This is a genomic window from Mesoterricola silvestris (assembly GCF_030295405.1).
Classification (GTDB): Bacteria; Acidobacteriota; Holophagae; order Holophagales; family Holophagaceae; genus Mesoterricola; species Mesoterricola silvestris.
In genome coordinates this window covers 3,326,012-3,343,928 of sequence record NZ_AP027080.1, presented here as the reverse complement: position 1 = coordinate 3,343,928, position 17,917 = coordinate 3,326,012, and the positions used below count along the sequence as shown (strand labels likewise).

Here is a 17,917-nt window from a genome sequence, read left to right as displayed (position 1 = left end):
AATCAAATATGGGGTATTTCCCATTAATTTTAGTTAAGGGATCGGATCGTACAGGGCGTCGATGCGCGCGGCGAAGGCCGCGTCCACCGCCCTGCGCCGGACCTTGAGGGAGGGGGTGAGCAGGCCGCTTTCGGGAGTGAGTTCCCGGTCCAGGAGGACCACCTTTCGGATCCGCTCGAAATTGGAGAACCCCGCGTTGATCCGCTCCACGCGGGTCATGATCTTGGCCTGGGCTTCGGGCAGGGCGGCCAGTTCGGTGTCCGTGGCGAAGGGGAGGTTCCTGTGCGCGGCCCAGCGGCGCAGGGAGGCGAAATCCGGGACCACCAGGGCGCTGATGAAGTTCCGCCCCTCGCCCACCACCACGGCCTGCTCGATGTACTTGTCGGCCCGCAGCGCGGCCTCCAGGGGCTGGGGGGCGACCTTCTTGCCGCCCGAGGTGCAGAGGATCTCCTTCTTGCGGTCCGTGATGCGCACGCGGCCGGCGGCGTCGACCTCGCCGATGTCCCCGGTGTGGAAGTACCCTTCGGCGTCGATGGCCTCGCGGGTGGCCTCCGGGTCCTTCCAGTAGCCCAGCATGACGTTGGGGCCGTGGCAGAGGATCTCGCCGTCCTCGGCCAGCTTCAGGAAGGGCAGGCCCTCCCACTGGTCGAGGATGGGCCGGCCCACGGAGCCCGGGACCATCTCGCCCCGGCGGGAGATGGCCAGGAGGGGGCTCGTCTCGGTGAGGCCGTACCCCTCGTGGAGGGTGATGCCGGCGGCCCAGAAGAACTCCAGGATCCGGGGGTGGATGGAGGCTCCGCCGCAGATGGCCAGCACGAGCTTGCCGCCCAGGCGGGACCGGATCTTCCCGAAGACCAGCCGGTCCGCGAGGACCCGGCCCAGGCGCAGGGCGGGGGGCAGGGGGCGGTCCCGGTAGCGGTGGGCGGCCATCCTGCGCCCCAGGGCCATGACCCGGTGGAAGGTCCATTGGCGCGCGAATCCCCCCGCGGCCACCTGCTCCCGCACCCTCCCGTAGAGCTTCTCGAAGACCCGGGGCACGGCCAGGAGGATCTCCGGCTTCACCTCCAGGAGGTCCCGGGCGAGGGTCTGGAGGCTCTCGCCGTAGTGGATGGAAACCCCGGCGTGCAGCATGGTGAAGTGGCCCCCCATGCGCTCGAAGATGTGGGACAGGGGCAGGATGCTGAGGCAGTTCTGGCCTTCCTTGAATTCCAGGACCGTCATGCCCTGGACCACGTTGGCCGCGACGTTGCCGTGGCTGAGCATGGTGCCCTTGGGGTCGCCCGTGGTGCCCGAGGTGTAGATGAGGGTCAGCAGGTCGCCGGGGAGGACCTCCCGGGCCCGGGCCCTCACGTCGGGGCGCTGGGCTTCCAGGGCCAGGCCTTCGGCCAGGAGGTCCCCCCAGCCCAGGACGGTCCGGCCCGGGACCGCCGGCGCCTCGCCGGCCATGAGCACCGCGGCCTCCAGGCCGGGCAGCTCCGGCCAGAGCTCCACGGCCTTGGCGAGCTGGTCCGGGGTGGAGCAGAACAGCCACCGGGTGTCGCTGTGGCGCAGGATGTGGGCGGTCTGGGCCAGGTTCAGGGTGGGGTACACGGGGACCGAGACGATCCCCGAGACGGCGCAGGCGTAGTCCGCCACGGCCCACTCGGGGCGGTTCTCGGACAGGATGCCGACCCGGTCCCCGGGGCGGATCCCCCGGGCCCGGAGGGCCAGGGCCAGGCGCTCCACGCGCGCCTGGAGCTCCCGGTGGGAAAGGGCCTTCCAGGCGCCTTCCACCCGGTGGGACAGGACCACGGGGCAGTCCCGCTCCAAGGCCTTGTAGAAGAGCTGGGGGATGGTTTTAACCAAGTTGGCACTCCGGGTTGAAAGGATTGTGGCATGGTAACAGCATGGAGAACATCGTCGAGGGCCCTGCGCCCCAACCCGTCCTGGCCGAGGCCATCGAGGCCTTCGTGCTGGAGCAGCGGGCCCGGGGCGTCTCCCCCCACACGCTGCGGGCCCGCAAGGCCGACCTGGGCAAGCTGCTGGTCCACGCCGCGGGCGCCGCCTGGGAGGGGTGGGACGTCAAGCCCCGGACCCTGCGGGGCTTCGCCCTGGAACTGGGGGAGCGGGGCCTGGACCCCGCCAGCCAGGCCCGGATCCTATCCACCGTGCGGTCCTTCTTCGGGTGGATGTTCGAGACCCAGCGCATCGGGCAGGACCCGTCCACGGGCCTGCGCAATCCCAGGCTCCCCAAGCGGCTCCCGGCCTTCCTCACCGAGGGCGAGAGCGGGGCGCTGCTGGATCTGCCCGAACCCGCCGATTTCCTGGCGTCCCGGGTGCGCTGCATCCTGGAGCTCCTCTACGCCTGCGGGCTGCGGGTCTCCGAGCTCACGGGGCTCGACCTCCAGGACCTCCTCCTGGAGGAGCGGACCCTGAGGGTCCTGGGCAAGGGGAACAAGGAGCGCCTCGTCCCCTACCACGAGAAGGCGGCGGCGGTGCTGGAGGCCTACCTGGGCTTCCGCCGGGCCTTCCTGGCGGGGAAAAACCTGCCGCCCACCCCCGCCGTCCTGGTCAACCAGCGGGGTGGGCGCCTGACCCCCACCAGCGTGCGGGGCTTCCTGGCCCGGGCCCTGGAGACCGCGGCCGTGCGGGCCCGGGTGAGCCCCCACGCCCTGAGGCACAGCTTCGCCACCCATCTCCTGAACCACGGCATGGACCTGCGGGCCATCCAGGAGCTCCTGGGCCACGCCAGCCTGAGCACCACCCAGCGTTATACCCACCTGGACCTGGAAAGTCTTGCCAAAACCTACGAATCGGCCCACCCGAGAGCGCGCGCAAATTCTAGGGTATGATTCCCTTTCACCCCCTCAGGTGACCTAAAGGAACGTGCCGTGGAGTTGTTGGTCGATCGCATTTGTCAGGAACTCTCCCTGCCCCGGGCGGGGGTGGCGGCCATTACGGCCTTGATCAACGAAGGGAACACGGTTCCCTTCATCGCCCGCTACCGCAAGGAGGCCACCGGCTCCCTGGACGAGGTGGCGATCCGGGCCGTGGAGGAGCGCCTCGCCTACTTCAAGGAACTCCTGGACCGCCGGGAGACGGTGCTCAAGACCATCGACAAGCAGGGCAAGCTGACCCCCGAACTGAAGGGGCGCATCGAGGCGGCCTGGTCCAAGACCGAGCTGGAGGACCTCTACCTTCCCTACAAGCCCAAGAAGCGCACCAAGGCCACCGACGCCCGGGAGCGGGGCCTGGAGCCCCTCCTGGACGCGCTGCTCGCCGACGCCTCCGGGGCCGATCCCCTCATGCTGGCCTCCCCCTTCGTGAAGGAGGACCAGGAAGGCATCGAGACCCCCAGCAAGTGCGTGGAGGGCGCGGGCCACATCCTGGCCGAGCGCCTCGCGGAGGACGCCGACGTGCGGGCCTGGCTGCGCCAGGTGTTCCTGGACACCGGCACGCTGCACGCCGAACTGCGCGAGGAGCGCAAGGAGGCCCCCGAGGCCCTGCGCTTCAAGCCCTACTGGCAGTTCCAGGAGCCCTTGCGCAAGATGCCCGGCCACCGGGTGCTCGCCGTTCGCCGGGGCGAGAAGGAGGAGATCCTCACCGTGAAGCTGGCCGTGGACCGGGAAAAGCTCGTCACCGACCTGGTCTCCCGGGTGCAGGTGAACCCCGCCTCCGCCTACCGCGCCCTGCTCCACGACGTGTGCGGCGACGCCTTCGACCGCCTCCTGGCGCCCACCATCGAGACCGACGTGCGGGTCGAGGCCAAGAAGAAGGCCGATCTCGAAGCCATCAAGGTCTTCCAGACCAACCTGGACCACCTCCTCCTGGCGCCCCCCGCGGGCCAGTTCTGCACCCTGGGCGTCGATCCCGGCATCCGCACCGGCTGCAAGCTCGCCATCATCAACCGGCTGGGCCAGTTCATGGACACCGCCACCATCTATCCCCTGGAGCCCAAGCGGGACATCGAGGGCAGCCGCGCCATCCTGGAGCAGCTGGGCGCCAAGTACCCCATCGAGGCCATCGCCATCGGCAACGGCACCGGGGGCCGCGAGGCCGAGGCCTTCCTGCGGGCGTGGCTGAAGGACACCGGGCGCGACGGCGTCCTGTGCGTGTCGGTGAGCGAGGCCGGCGCCTCGGTCTATTCCGCCTCCGACGTGGCCCGGGAGGAATTCCCCGAGCAGGACGTCACGGTGCGCGGCGCCATCTCCATCGCGCGGCGCTTCCAGGATCCCCTGGCGGAGCTGGTGAAGGTGGAGCCCAAGTCCATCGGCGTGGGCCAGTACCAGCACGACGTGAACCAGACCGCCCTCAAGAAGGGACTGGACGAGGTGGTGGAGTCCTGCGTGAACCGCGTGGGCGTGGACCTCAACTCCGCCAGCTACCGGCTCCTGGCCTACGTGGCGGGCATCGGAGAGAGCCTGGCAAAGCACATCGTGCAGCACCGCTTCGCCAACGGCGCCTTCCGGCACCGGGAGCAGCTCCTGGAGGTGCCCCGCTTCGGGGAGAAGGCCTTCCAGCAGGCCGCGGGCTTCCTGCGGATCCGGGACGGGGAGAACCCCCTGGATTCCTCCGCCGTGCATCCCGAGTCCTACCCCGTCGTGCAGCGCATCTGCCAGATGGCGGGCAAGACCGTGCCCGAGCTGGTGGGCAACGACGCCGCGCTGGACGCCCTGGATCCGGCCCTCTTCACCGACGCCCAGTTCGGGGTGGAGACCGTCAAGGACATCATCGCCGAGCTCAAGAAGCCCGGCCGGGACCCCCGGCAGCGCTTCGAGGCCGTGGTCTTCAAGGAGGGGGTGCACAAGCCCTCCGACCTGGAGATCGGCATGGAGCTGCAGGGCATCGTCACCAACGTCACCGATTTCGGCGCCTTCGTGGACGTGGGCGTCCACCAGGACGGCCTGGTGCACCTCTCCGAGATCTCCCATCAGTACGTCAAGAACGCCTCCGAGGTGCTGAGCGTGGGCCAGGCCGTGCGGGTGAAGGTGCTGGCGGTGGACCTCAAGTCCAAGCGCATCGGCCTTTCCATCAAGGCTCTGCTGCCCGGCGGGGGCAACCGTCCCGCGGGCCCCCGGCCCGAGCGGCATCCCCGCCCCCAGGGCGAGGCCCGGCCCCCCCGGCCGCCCCGCCCCCAGGGCCCCCGGCCCCAGGGCGATGCCCCGGCCCCCCAGGCCGCGGGCGGCCGGTCCGAACGCGGACCCCGCCCCGACCGGGGACCCCGGCCCGAGCGCAGGCCCGATTCGCGCCCGCCCGTGCGTACCACCGCCCCGGCGCCCAAGGCCCCCCAACCCGCCCCCGGCACGGCCAGCCTGTCGGATCTGATGGCCAAGTACAACCGGGGCCTTCGATGAAGCGTCTCCTCGCCGCAGGCCTCCTGCTCGCGGCCGGCTGCGACCGCATGGTCTCCCGCGGGCCCGCGCCCGTGTACGCCTCCTGGGAGGCGGGCCAGACCCTCGTGTACGCCCGCCCCGGGGCGGAGGCCGGCCAGCGCCTCCAGGTGCGGGTGAAGTCGTCCAGGCCCGGTCCCGACGGGCTCACCGTGGTGCGCACCTACAGCAGCTTCACCGGCGTCTCCGAGGCCACCTTCCGCCTGCGGGACGGTCTCGAGGCCCTGGAGCTGGAGGGCTCCACGGAAATGCCGGTCACCCCCGAGGGTTTCCCGGACCGGGTCTCCCGGTGGGAGGAACGGGGCTTCGTGAACTTCGTCGTGGGCAGGGCCCGGGTGGCCATCCCCGGCGTGAAGCTGCCGGACCCCGATGCCGTGGGCATCTGGGTCGAATCCGTGCCCGTGGCCTTCCGGGGCGTGCGGCGCAGGACCCTGCTGGTCCCCGACCTGGGCGAGGTCGAAACCCTGAACCTGGTTGACGGCAAATGGGTGACGGTGAACCGCCTGGTATCCCAGGGCTTCACCGATCCCCCCCCGGAGGGCGTCAAATGAGCGAGGAGAAACAGGAACACGTCCTGCCTGCGGGCGTGGCCAAGGGGGCGGTGCGGGACAACCTGGAGGTGGTCCTCTTCGCCGTGCTCCTCATCGTCTTCTTCAAGACCTTCGTGGGCCAGCAGTTCACCATCCCGTCCGCTTCCATGCGCAACACGCTGATGATCGGGGACCACCTCCTGGTGAACAAGTTCATCTTCGCGCGGCCCCAGTGGGCCTGGGAGGAGAAGCTCTTCCCCATGCGCAGCCCCTCCCGGGGCGACATCATCGTCTTCCGGTACCCCCTCGAGCGGAACAACGACTACGTCAAGCGCCTCGTGGCCCTGCCCGGCGACACCGTGGAGATGCGGAACAAGCGGTTCTACCTGAACGGCAAGCTCGTCACCGCGGCCTGGGAGCACCACATCCTGGACCCCAAGGAGGGCCCCGTGCCCGGGCCCTGGCCCCTGACCCGCGACCCGGGCATCTACAACGACATGGCCCCCACCAAGCTGTGGAACTACGCCGATCCCGAGGTGCTGGCCATGGACCAGCAGGGCCAGGAGGGCCTGGACGGCGGGTACCGTGACACCTTCGGTCCCGTGAAGGTGCCCCCAGGCTTCCTCTTCGCCATGGGCGACAACCGGGACAGCAGCGCCGACAGCCGCTACTGGGGCTTCGTGCCCATGGACCACCTGCGGGGCCGGCCCTTCATCATCTGGTGGAGCTTCCGGGAGGGCGGCACGGACGACACCCCCGCCAATGTCCCCAAGGGCCCCACGGACGTCCTCATGAACTTCGTGGACGGGGCCAGGCACTTCCTGTCCTGGACCCGCTGGGAGCGGACGGGGACCATTCCCCGCTAAATAGGCGGGCGGGGACGACGCCGCGGCGCTACCCTTCCCCCATGAGAATCGCCGCCATCGATGTGGGATCCAACTCCATCCACCTGGTCGTGGTGGAGACCGACGCCGTGGGCAACCAGCGGGTGCTGGCCCGGGAGAAGCACATGGTGCGCCTGGCCCGGGGCCTCCTGAAGACCGGGGAGATCTGCGGGGAGGCCTTCCAGGCGGGGCTGGAGTCCCTGGCCCTCATGGCCGAGGTGGTCCGCGGGCTGCAGTGCGACACGGTGCTGGCCTGCGGCACGGCCGCGCTGCGCGAGGCCACCAACGCGACCCTCTTCGTGCGGGAGGCCGCGAAGCTGGGCGTGAACATCCGGGTCATTTCCGGGGAGGAGGAGGCCAGCCTCATCTTCCTGGCCGTGAGCCGCGCCATCCCCTTTCCCGACACCCCCGCCGTCCTCATGGACATCGGCGGCGGGTCCACGGAGCTCACCTGGATCGAGGCGGGCCGGGCCGTGGCGACCATCTCCATGCCCTGGGGCCTCCAGCGCCTCGCCGACGCCCTGCCCACGGCCAATCCCCCCACCCCCGAGGACCTCCAGCGGGTGCGCAAGTTCCTGCGGAAGATCCTGAGGAAGGCGGCCAAGAGCCTGCCCGGGGACCTGCCCCAGCCGGAGGTGATCCTCGCCACCTCCGGCACCCTCCTGGACCTGGCCAGCGGCGCCGGGGGCCAGGGCACCTTCGACACCGAACAGCTCCTGAAGTTCAAGCGCAAGCTGTGGAAGACCTCGTCCCAGGACCGCGTGGCGCAGCTGGGGGTCGATCCCAAGCGCGCCGAAGTCCTCCACGTGGGGGCCAGCTGGGTGGCGGCCCTCATGGCCTGGACCGGGGCCGGCCTGGTGCGCACCCTTCCCGTGGGCCTGCGGGAGGGCATGGTCTGGCAGGCCCTGGCCCGGGGCGGCATGGCCCTGCCGGTGCTGGGGGACCGCCGCCGGGCCTCCGTGGAGGCCCTGGCCGCCAAGCTGGACCCGGACCCGGGGCACAGCCGCCACGTGGCCTACCTGGCCGACCAGCTCTTTACCGACCTCATGCCGGAATTCGAACTGGGCGACCCCGAACGGGAGATGCTGGGCTACGCGGCGCGCCTGCACGACATCGGCCTCTCCCTCTCCGAGAAGGGCCACCACAAGCACGGCGCCTACCTGATCACCAACGCCAAGCTCGCCGGCTTCTGGCCCACCGAAACCGAGGCCATCAGCCAGATCGTCCGCTACCACCGGGGCAAGCCCCCCACGCTGGCCCACGAGACCTACGCCCAGCTCAAGCCCTGGACCCAGCACGTGGTGGAGAAGCTGGCCGCCATCATCCGCGTCGCCGACGCCCTGGACCGCACCCGCCGCCAATCCGTGCGCCAGGTGCGCCTGGTGGCCGACGGGGACGACCTCACCCTTCGCGTGACCGCCACCGGCGACCTGAAGCCGGAACTGGAGAGCCTAAAGGACAAGGGCAAGCTCCTGTTCCGGTTGCTGGACCGAGAGGTGGGGGTGGTGGTGGAGGAACCCTAGCCGTGTTCCGGACCAAGGCGCCGTTTCGTCATCGCCGGACAAGCCGGCGATGACGGGGGGGTGGGGAAGGGACGGGGGGGCTGTGCTGCGCTTATTGGCTTCGAGGGGCGATGGGGAGGGCGGAACCGAAGGGCTCTCCGGGAGGGCCCAGGCGAGTGGGCGGCGCCAATGGGGTGATGGATTCGCTTCGCGTGGAGCTGCGTGATGCCGGTGGGCGCCGACGCTGATTGGCAAAATAGCGGCGGCGCGATGCGGTGGCCTCCACGAACCACGCGAAGCGGGCCCAACGGGTGGGTCGGGGCCAATGGGTGACAACACAGACCCATCCCTGGGGTGAGAGCTTTCCGTTGCCGCGTGCCCGAAGGGCACGCGGCAACGACCCGGGGCGAATATCCGGGACAGGGGCCTACGAGAAGAGGGAGTTCGGCACCGTCTTCAGCCCGAGGTACCCGTAGGCGGCCTCGGTGGCCTTGCGGCCCTGCTGGGTGCGGTCGAGGAAGCCGATCTGCATGAGGTAGGGCTCCACCAGGTCCTCCAGGGCGCCGCCGTCGCTTTCGCCCAGGGCGGCGGCGAGGGTGCGCACGCCGACGGGGCCGCCGCGGAACTTGACGCAGAGGGCCTCCAGGTAGGCGCGGTCGAGGCCCTCCAGGCCGAGGTCGTCCACTTCGTGGAGGGCGAGGCAGGCGTCGGCCAGGTCGGAGGTGATGACGCCGTCGCCCTTGACCTCGGCGTAGTCGCGGCACCGGCGCAGGAGGCGGTTCACGATGCGGGGGGTCCCGCGGCTGCGGCGGGCGATGCTGCCGGCGCCTTCGGGGGCGAGCTCCACGCCCAGCACCTGGGAACTGCGGGTGGCGATGACGGTGAGCTCCTCGCGGGTGTAGTAGTCCAGCCGGTGGACCATGCCGAAGCGGTCGTGGAGCGGCTTGCTGATGAGGCCGGCGCGGGTGGTGGCGCCCACCAGGGTGAAGGGGCGCAGGTCCACCTTGAGGGTCTGGGCCGAGGGGCCCTGGCCGATGAGGATGTCGAGCTTGCGGTCCTCCATGGCGGAATAGAGCATCTCCTCGATGGGCGCCGCCAGGCGGTGGATCTCGTCGATGAAGAGGAACTCCCCGTCGTCGAGGTTCGTGAGGATGGCGGCGAGGTCGCCCTTCTTTTCCAGCGCGGGGGCCTGGATGACCTTGCAGGCCGAGTTCATCTCGTTGGCCAGCACGTGCGCGAGGGTGGTCTTGCCCAGGCCCGGGGGGCCGTACAGCAGCACGTGGTCCAGCACCTCCCGGCGCCCCAGCGCGGCCTTCAGGGCGATCTCCAGCCGGGCCTTCACCTTCTCCTGGCCGATATATTCCGGCAGACGTTGCGGCCGCAGCGAGTATTCGAAGGGCTCCTCGGGCAGCGAGGGGTCGAGGTCCGGGTTCCTTGCGTGGTCCATGCCTAGATTGCCTCACGGCGGGGAAGCCTTGTCTAGTGTCGCCGCGGTGGATCCCCTATACTTTGTCCTTCAGGGGGGCCTCGTGCCTGAACGGACATCCATATCCATCAGGGACCGCCACGGCTTCGAGCGGGCCGTCCCCGCCCAGAACGTCATGGTCCTCGGCCGCCAGAGCCAGTGCGACGTGGTGCTCTCCGACAGCATGGTCAGCCGCAACCACCTGAAGATCGAGTTCGCCGACGACACCTGGTGGGTGGAGGACCTGGGGTCCTCCCACGGCACCTTCTTCAAGGACCAGCGGCTCACCCGCATGGCCTGGGAGCCCGGCAGCACCGTGCGCGTGGCGGACGGGGCCTACTACCTGACCCTGCGCGCGGAATCGGCCTTCGCCTCCGAGGTGAACCTCCAGGCCATCCTCAGGACCGCCGGCCTCCTGGCGGGGGACACGGAACTGGACGACCTGCTGGAGCAGACCCTGGACCGCCTCCTGGCCATCTCCGGCACGGACCGGGGCTTCCTCATGATGCCCGAGGGCGGGGAACTGCAGGTGAAGGTCCAGCGGAACCTGGGCGCCGAGATGGAGAAGACCATCCATCTCTCCATGAGCAGCGTGCACAAGGTCTTCGAGCAGGGCGACGCGGTGTGGATCCACAACGTGGCCACGGACGAGGCCCTCATGGCCCAGAAGTCCGTCATCAACCTCCAGCTCAAGACCATCCTCTGCCTGCCCCTGCAGGTGCAGGGCGAGCGCATCGGCGTGGTGTACCTGGACAGCCGCACCATCGTCAGCGAACCCGTGGACCGGCCCACCTTCGAGGCCATCGTGGCCCTGTGCGCCATCGCCATCGAGCGCACGCGGCTGGCCGAGGCGAACCTGCGCAACCAGGTGCTGGCCACCGTGGGCCAGGTGGCCTCGAGCATCGTACACGACTTCAAGAACGGCCTGTTCGTGGTGGGCGGCCACGCCCAGCTCCTGGGCACCACCGTCAAGGACGACTACTGCAGGCACCACCTGGACCAGATCCTCTCCGCCGTGGACCGCCTGAGCCGGCTCAGCGCCGATATCCTGGACTACGCCAAGGTGCGCGAGCCGAAGCGGGAGACCGTGGAACTGGGGTCCTACCTGGGCGCCCTGATGGAGCCCCTGCAGCCCCGGGCCGCGGAGGCGGGGGCGGCGCTGCGCTGCGAGGGCGAGGCCTGCCCGGCCAGCCTCGACAGGCACCGGTTCGCCCGGGTCGTGGAGAATCTGGTGGCCAATTCCATCGACGCCCTGGAGGGCCACGAGGGCGGCGAGGTGCGCCTGGGCTGGGGGCGGGTGCCCGAGGGCCTCGAGATCAAGGTGCAGGACAACGGCAAGGGCATCCCCCGGAAGGTGCTCAAGCGCATCTTCGAGCCCTTCTTCAGCCACGGCAAGCGCAAGGGCACGGGCCTGGGCATGGCGACGGTCAAGAAGATCGTGGAGGAGCACGGCGGCACGGTGGAGGTGGTCAGCGAGGAGGGCCACGGCACCGTGGTGACCATCCTGCTGCCCGACGCCACGGCCAAGGCCCCCCAGGGGGCCGTGGAGGACTCCACGGACGAGTTCCGCGTCCAGGGGGGCCGGTGATCCGGGTGGGCCAGGGCTTCGACGTGCACCGCTTCGCGGAGCCCGAGGCCGGCCGGCCCCTGATGCTCATGGGCCTGCGGGTGCCCCACGACCGGGGCCTGGCGGGCCACAGCGACGCCGACGTGATGGTCCACGCCCTCATGGACGCCCTGCTGGGCGCGGCCGGGCTGGGCGACATCGGCCAGCATTTCCCGGACACCGACCCCGCCTACCGGGGCGCGGATTCCGTGGGCCTCCTGGCCGCGGTCATGGCCGACCTGAGGGCCGGGGGCTGGCGGGTGGTGAACGCCGACGTGGCCCTCATCGGGGAGCGGCCCAAGCTGGCCCCCCACCGGGAGGCCATGCGGGACCGCATCGCGCCCGTCCTGGGGCTCGCGCCCCAGGACCTCAACGTCAAGGCCACCACCACGGAGCGCCTGGGCTTCACGGGGCGGGGCGAAGGCCTGGCGGCCCAGGCCGTGGTGCTCATCGAGCGAGGCTGATCTCGATCTTCTTGGGCTGCACCTCGGGCACCTTGGGCAGGGTGAGGGTCAGCACGCCGTCCTTCAGGTCCGCGGCCACCTTGCCGGCGTCCACGCCGTCGGGGAGGTTGAAGCTGCGGGTGAAGGCCCCGTTGCTCCGCTCGAGCATGAAGATGTTCTCCTTCTCCTTGCGGGCCCGCGCCTCGCGCTTGCCGGTGATGGTGATCCGGTTGCCCGTGAGGTTGATCTCCACGTCCTCCCGGCGGATGCCCGGCAGGTCGGCCTCGAAGAGGTAGGCCTCCGGGGTCTCCCGGATATCGAAGGAGGGGGTGAAGGCGGTCTGGAGGTCCATGTTGAAGTCCAGGTCCCGGAAGGGGTCCCACCTCAGGAAATTGCGCATGACCCCGAAGGGCTCGAAGGCGGGGGTGGCGGGGATGGCGCGGTTGTCACGGCGGATGAGGTTCATGGAAGTCTCCTTCGGTTGGGGCGGGAACCCACCTCCGGCCCGGGTTCCGGAGAGTGGATGCCAGCAGCGAAGAAAATATGCGTGTCTATCACTAAGCTGTCAAGGCCGCCCCAAAAAAAACGTTCTCCGGGGATAGGACATGTCCGTTTCATGACAAAACCAACCCAGGGGTGGGCTACATTGGGTCTGTGGTCACCTTCCGTGGAGTGCTCATGCCGGTAGGCCGTCGATGGCTGGCCAGGTGCCTCGTGCTGGTGCTGGCCCTGGCCGGGGTGGCTCAGGCGCAAGTCCAAACTTATCGACACTTCGATGACAGGGACGGCCTTCCCCAAAGTCAGGTGACCGCGCTGTTGGAGGACCGGGACGGCTTCCTGTGGGCGGGCACGGCCGAGGGCGTGGCCCGCCTGGGGGCCTCGGGGTTCCAGCCCTTCGCCGCCAAGCAGGGCCTCACGGCCCTGTTCGTCACCGATCTCATGCAGGACCGGGCCGGGGGCATCTGGGTGGCCAGCCAGGAGGGCGGGGTGGACCGCATCCTGGGGGGGAAGATCACCCACTTCGGGCGGGCCGAAGGCCTGCCGGTCCTCAACATCTATTGCCTGGCGGAAAACGCGGCGGGGGAGCTCCTGGCGGGCACGCGCCTGGGCCTCTTCCGCCTCCGGGGCGGCCGGTTCGAGGCGGTGGACCTGCCGGGGGGGTGGAGCCAGGAGCCCATCTTCGCCATGGCCGTGGATCCCCAGGGTCGCGTGTGGCTGGCCTCCCATAAGGACCGCCTCGCCCGCTGGGACGGGAGGACCCTGGCGGCGGCGGAGCTGCCCGGACCCATGGCCTCCCGGTTCCGCCGCCTGCGCACCGACGCTTCGGGCCAGGTGTGGGCCCTTTCCCCCGACGGCCTCTACCGCCTGGACCGGGGCCTGGCCTGGGTGCGGGACCCCCTGCCCGGGCTGGACCGCCGGGCGCGGCTGCGCAACCTGCAGGTGACCCCCCAGGGCGAGCTGCTCCTGGCCCTGGACGCCGACGGCGCCTACCTGCGCAGCCCCTCCGGGGCGGGCCGGGTCCTTTCCTACCTGGACGGCCTGCCCCGGGAGGGCGTGGCCTCCATCCTCCGGGACAGCCGGGGGGACCTCTGGCTGGGCACCGACGGCGCGGGCCTGGTGGCCGAAGCCGTGCCCGGGCTCCTGTGCCTGGACCGGGACGTGCGCACCGGCGTGGGCCTGGGGCTGGGCACGGTGCTCGCCTTCGCGGAACTGGGCCAGGACCGGATGCTCATCGGCGGGACCTCCGGGCTCCGGCTCTGGGAGCGGGGCAGGGGCATCACCGGCGCCTGGGACCAGGCCCGGGGCCTGCCCAGCAACGGGGTGTGGGGCCTGGCGCCCCGCGCCCGGGGCGGCGCCTGGGTGTGCACCGCCAAGGGCCTGGTGATCTGGGAAGGGGGGCGGATCGTCAAGGGGCCCCGGGAACTGGAGAACGTCACCACCCTCTCCCTGGTGGCCCACGGGGGCCGGCTGTGGGTCTGCACCCTCGAGCAGGGGCTGATCGAACTGGACGCGGGGGGGGCCTTCATCGCCCGCCATCCGGCGCCGGCCGAAGTGGGGGACCCCGCCATCACCGCCGTCATCCCCCGGGGGGACGGGCTCCTGGCCGCCACCCGGTACGGCCTCTACGCCTTCCGCGCCGGGGTCTTCCGGCCCGCCCTGCGGGGCACCCCGGTGGGCACCCGCTCCATCTCCTGCCTCTACCTGGGGCCCGCGGGCGATCTGTGGGTGGGCACCGGCAGCGACGGCGTCTTCGCCTTCCCCCAGGGCGAGGACGGCCCCTGCGAGCCCTACTCCGAGGCCAATGCCCGGATCCACGGCCGCGTGAGCTGGATCTCGCGCCTGGGCAACGGCGACCTGGTGGTGGGCCACGCCCGGGGCCTTTCGGTCCTGCGCTCAAGCCGGTCCGGGCCGCGGGTCATGCAGATCACCCGCAACCTCGGGCTGCTTTCCAACGAGACCTCGGATTCGGCGGTGTGCCGGGACCACCTGGGCCGCCTCTGGATCGGCATGTCGGGGGGGCTCTGCCTCCTGGACCCCGCCGCGGAGCTGCCGGATCCCGGCCTTCCCAGGCCGCGGATCCTGGACGCCACCGTGGGGGACCTGGCCTTCGGGCTGCCCGTGAACATCGTCCTGCCCGCCACCCCGGGCACCCTGACCCTGCGCTTCGACGCCGCCAAGCCGCTCCTGCCCGAGAACCCGTCGTACCAGGTGTGGATCGACGGTTCCTGGCGCTACGTGGAGCAGTCCAGCACCTTCTTCCAGATCGCCCACCTGGGCCCGGGCATCCTGTCGGTGCGGGTGAGGGCCGGCGACGGCCTCGGGTGGGCCGAGTCGGACCCGGTGCGGATCCGGGTGCGCGCGGCCTGGTACCAGACGTCCTGGGCGCGCGCGGGGTTCGCCCTGGCGGGCGTTGCCCTCTTCCTCCTGCTGGTGGACATCCGGCTCAAGCAGGTCCAGAAACGGTCCCGGATGCTGGAGGCCAAGGTGCAGGAGCGCACCGAGGAGCTCACCCTGCGCAACCGCTCCCTGGAGCGGCTCCACCACCAGCTCAAGCGCAGCCTGGAGGGCCGGGTGCAGCTCATGAACACCATCACCCACGACCTGCGCTCCCCCCTCACCAGCATCCTCATCTCCGTGGAGCGCCTGGAGGGGAACCCGGGGGGCCCGGGCGCCTCCGCCCTCAAGGTGCTGGGGCGCGAGGCCCAGCGGGTGGAGCGGCTCCTGAAGCACCTGCTGGACAGCAGCAGGGCCGAGAACCTCACCGACGGCCTGAACTTCCGCGTGTGCCACCCCGGCGAGGTCATGGAAGGCCTGGCCGAGACCCTCCACCTCAAGGCGGAATCCCGGGACCTCACGGCCCGCATCGCCCTGGACCCCATGGGGGACCGCACCTGGATCCTGGCCGACGCCGAGGCCATGCAGCAGGTGCTCTTCAACCTCATCGAGAACGCCCTGAAGTTCACCCCCGCCCCCGGCGAGATCGGCATCCGCAGCCGGCTGGAACCCGCCGCGTGGGTGCTGGAGGTGTGGGACACCGGCCGCGGCATCGACCCCGCCCAGGCCGCGGACCTCTTCAAGCCCTTCAGCCAGGCCCGGGAGGCCGACGCGAAGCTGGGCTGGGGGCTGGGCCTGAGCATCTGCAGGACCCTGGTGGAGGCCCACCAGGGCACCATCGAGGTGGACAGCGAGCCCGGGAAGGGCTCCCGGTTCAAGGTGACGCTGCCCCTGGTGTCAGGAAAGCCCTAGCCAGTTCCGCCAGGGGGCCGGGCGCGTTCAGGCCGGGCTCGTCCAGGACCCGCTCCAGCAGGTGGCCCTGCAGCTCCCCCAGCCAGGGCCCGCCCTTGCGGTTCGCCAGGGCCATGAGGGCCCGGCCGTCCAGGGCCAGGGCCTTGACGTCCAGGGGCGGGTTGGACCGGGCCAGGGCCTCCAGGCGCGCCATCACCTCCCGGTGCTCCCCCAGGCAGGTGCCGTCCCCCATGCCCTTGCCGGACTGGTCCGCCAGGCGGAAGGCCCCCCAGCGCTCCAGGGACAGGCCGTCCTCGCGCAGGCGCCGGAGGAAGCGGCGGCAGGCGGGGTCGCCCCATTCGGGGCCGGGGTGGGTGCCGTGGTGGGCCACCAGGGCGATCACGTCCCGGGCCAGGGCGCCGGAGGCCCGCAGCCGGGCCAGGATCTCCCCGGCGATGCGCACCGACACGGGCTCATGGCCGTAGAAGTGGATGTGCCCCTGGGCGTCCTCGGAGCGGCGCGCGGGCTTGCCGCAGTCGTGGAGCAGGGCGGCCCACCGCAGCCCCGGGTCGGGGGGGGTGCGGCGCACCACCTCCAGGGTGTGCTCCCACACGGGATAGGCGTGGTAGCGGTTCTGGAGGCACCCGATCATGGGCTGCAGTTCGGCAAGCCAGAGCCCCAGGAGGCCCGAAGTGGCCAGGGCCGAAAGGCCCTTGCCGGGCTGCAGGCCGCAGAGGAGCTTGGTGAGCTCGGCCAGGACCCGCTCCACGGAGACCTTCCCGGCCACCTCCAGGCGCCGGGGGATGGCCGCCAGGGTGCCGGGTTCGATGTCGAAGTCCAGCTGGGACGCGAAGCGGCAGGCCCGCAGGCACCGGAGGCCGTCCTCGCCGAAGCGCTCCAGGGGGTCGCCCACGGCCCGGAGGGTGCCCGAGGCCAGGTCCCCGCGTCCCCCGAAGGGATCCACCAGGAAGGGCTCCCAGGGGCCTCCATCCAGGGCCTGGGCGGGCAGGGCCATGGCGTTGATGGTGAAGTCCCGGCGGGCGAGGTCCTCCTCCAGGGCCACCCCCAGCCTGACGCTTTCCGGGCGCCGCCCGTCCACGTAGGCCTCGTCGCCCCGGAAGGTGGTGACCTCGAAACCCTTGGCGCCCACCATGACCGTGACGGTGCCGTGCTGGAGGCCGGTGGGGATCACCCGCAGGCCCGCGGCCCGGGCCCGGTCCATGACCTCCCCGGGCAGGAGGGCCGTGGCCAGGTCCCAGTCCGGGCTCGGGCGGTCCAGCAGCAGGTCCCTCACCGCGCCGCCCACCAGCACCAGGCCGGAATCCGGTCCCAGGGCCTGGTGGAGGGTGCGCAGGAATTCCCTCATGCTAGTGGGGAAGGTGGTGGGGCGCTTCACCCACCCGGGCCTTCAGGGCGGATTTGCGCTCGTCGACGATCTGGGCGGCGATGCGCTCCACCTGCATCATGAGCCAGTCGGAGGTGGGGCTGCCTTCGCGGTAGTCGGCGGGGCCGTAGTGGTCGATGCGGCCGTCCCGGCGCAGGCGGTCCACCTGCCTCAGGCTCAGGGGATTGGCCGGGTCGTACACCGCGTAGCCCGTGCCGCGGTTCTGGCGCATGACGGAAAAGGCGGGCACGTCCGAGGGGCCGTCGGCGATGTAGATCATGTGGTGGAAGGGCACCCGGCGGTCCTCGGGGCGCATGGTGGAGTTCACCTCGATGGTGGCGTTCACGTTGCTGCCCTTGTTGATCTCGAAGAGGGCCCGGGTCTTGCTGGTGTTGTCGTAGGCCACGGCGATCTGGGAGATGCCCTGGGTCTCGGGCAGGAGCGCCTCGTAGGTGGGCAGGTCCAGGTCCACGGTGGCGTCGGGATCGAAGCCCGGAGGGGCGGGGGACTCCAGGAATTCCGAGGCCCAGATGCCGTTCACGAAGGGCCTGATGGCCGAACCTTCGATCATGGCCTTGAGGCCGGTGGAGACCACGTAGTGTTCCAGGCGCAGTTCGAAGCGCCGGGATTCGGGGTCCTCCTCCAGGCGCCGCTGGATCCGCTCGAAGAAGTCCGGCAGCCCCGGGTGGAAGCGGATCTCCCGGCCCAGTTCCCGCAGCCGGGCGTTGGTGAGTCCGGGCATGCGCCCGTGGTGCACGTAGGTCAGGAGGTGGTTCAGGTAGGCCGTGTCCGGGTGCAGCGTCACGCCCAGGCGCGCGAAGAAGCCGGGCAGGGCGTTCACCTCCCGCCAGAAGGCCGTCTCGTCCACCCCGAAGGCCCCGAAGATCGGCTCCTGCATATAGCCTGGAATCAGCGTCTTGTCGAAATCCCAGACCATGGCGATGACGTTCTGGGGATGGAGGGGTGTGGACACGGGGCTCCCGGGGGCTCTGCCTTCGATACTACCTG

The 17,917-nt window shown here is 70.8% G+C and carries 13 protein-coding genes; 8 read left to right on the top strand and 5 right to left on the bottom strand.

Features of this window, described 5'->3' with window-relative positions:
• Positions 1–33 precede the first annotated feature (33 nt).
• On the bottom strand, positions 34–1,845 hold the full coding sequence (locus tag R2J76_RS14475; RefSeq protein WP_316412345.1) for an AMP-dependent synthetase/ligase: 1,812 nt from the start codon (positions 1,843–1,845) through the stop codon (positions 34–36).
• 41 nt (positions 1,846–1,886) lie between these two features.
• Here R2J76_RS14475 and R2J76_RS14470 point away from each other — a divergent pair, with 41 nt between their 5' ends.
• The 5 genes from R2J76_RS14470 to R2J76_RS14450 are packed head-to-tail and all read left to right on the top strand — an operon-like array spanning position 1,887 to position 8,306.
• Entirely contained in the window at positions 1,887–2,831 is a 945-nt protein-coding gene (locus R2J76_RS14470; protein ID WP_316412344.1) for a tyrosine recombinase XerC, read from the top strand.
• A gap of 39 nt (positions 2,832–2,870) precedes the next feature.
• Positions 2,871–5,333: a Tex family protein gene (locus tag R2J76_RS14465; RefSeq protein WP_316412343.1), complete on the top strand. Its 2,463-nt coding sequence runs from the start codon at positions 2,871–2,873 to the stop codon at positions 5,331–5,333.
• Positions 5,330–5,920, top strand: a complete 591-nt coding sequence (locus R2J76_RS14460; RefSeq protein WP_316412342.1) for a hypothetical protein — start codon at positions 5,330–5,332, stop codon at positions 5,918–5,920. The genes R2J76_RS14465 and R2J76_RS14460 overlap by 4 nt, the downstream gene beginning before the upstream one ends.
• Positions 5,917–6,765: a signal peptidase I gene (gene lepB / locus R2J76_RS14455; protein WP_316412341.1), complete on the top strand. Its 849-nt coding sequence runs from the start codon at positions 5,917–5,919 to the stop codon at positions 6,763–6,765. The genes R2J76_RS14460 and lepB overlap by 4 nt, the downstream gene beginning before the upstream one ends.
• A gap of 41 nt (positions 6,766–6,806) precedes the next feature.
• A complete protein-coding gene (locus tag R2J76_RS14450) occupies positions 6,807–8,306 on the top strand; it encodes a Ppx/GppA phosphatase family protein (protein WP_316412340.1) in 1,500 nt (499 codons plus the stop codon).
• Between the two features lie 406 nt (positions 8,307–8,712).
• Here the strand turns inward: R2J76_RS14450 and ruvB are convergent, their stop codons facing one another.
• A complete protein-coding gene (ruvB, locus tag R2J76_RS14445; protein ID WP_316412339.1) occupies positions 8,713–9,732 on the bottom strand; it encodes a Holliday junction branch migration DNA helicase RuvB in 1,020 nt (339 codons plus the stop codon).
• A gap of 82 nt (positions 9,733–9,814) precedes the next feature.
• Here ruvB and R2J76_RS14440 point away from each other — a divergent pair, with 82 nt between their 5' ends.
• Together R2J76_RS14440 and ispF are read left to right on the top strand one after the other, a co-directional pair.
• On the top strand, positions 9,815–11,338 hold the full coding sequence (locus tag R2J76_RS14440; RefSeq protein ID WP_316412338.1) for a sensor histidine kinase: 1,524 nt from the start codon (positions 9,815–9,817) through the stop codon (positions 11,336–11,338).
• Positions 11,335–11,820 carry a 2-C-methyl-D-erythritol 2,4-cyclodiphosphate synthase gene (ispF, locus tag R2J76_RS14435; RefSeq protein WP_316412337.1) on the top strand — a complete coding sequence of 162 codons (486 nt, stop codon included), beginning with the start codon at positions 11,335–11,337 and terminating at the stop codon, positions 11,818–11,820. The genes R2J76_RS14440 and ispF overlap by 4 nt, the downstream gene beginning before the upstream one ends.
• Here the strand turns inward: ispF and R2J76_RS14430 are convergent.
• Positions 11,804–12,265 carry an Hsp20/alpha crystallin family protein gene (locus R2J76_RS14430; protein ID WP_316412336.1) on the bottom strand — a complete coding sequence of 154 codons (462 nt, stop codon included), beginning with the start codon at positions 12,263–12,265 and terminating at the stop codon, positions 11,804–11,806. The two genes, ispF and R2J76_RS14430, sit on opposite strands and share 17 nt — an antisense overlap.
• Before the next feature lie 212 nt (positions 12,266–12,477).
• Between R2J76_RS14430 and R2J76_RS14425 the strand changes: the two genes are divergently transcribed.
• Entirely contained in the window at positions 12,478–15,546 is a 3,069-nt protein-coding gene (locus tag R2J76_RS14425) for a sensor histidine kinase (RefSeq protein ID WP_316412335.1), read from the top strand.
• Here R2J76_RS14425 and R2J76_RS14420 read toward each other — a convergent pair.
• The gene (locus tag R2J76_RS14420; RefSeq protein ID WP_316412334.1) at positions 15,509–16,921 is read right to left on the bottom strand and encodes a CCA tRNA nucleotidyltransferase; all 1,413 of its coding nucleotides are present in this window, start codon (positions 16,919–16,921) and stop codon (positions 15,509–15,511) included. The two genes, R2J76_RS14425 and R2J76_RS14420, sit on opposite strands and share 38 nt — an antisense overlap.
• Complete coding sequence (locus R2J76_RS14415) at positions 16,893–17,882, bottom strand: HAD family hydrolase (RefSeq protein WP_316412333.1); 990 nt, start codon at positions 17,880–17,882, stop codon at positions 16,893–16,895. Before R2J76_RS14415 ends, R2J76_RS14420 begins: the two co-directional genes overlap by 29 nt.
• Between the last annotated feature and the right edge of the window lie 35 nt (positions 17,883–17,917).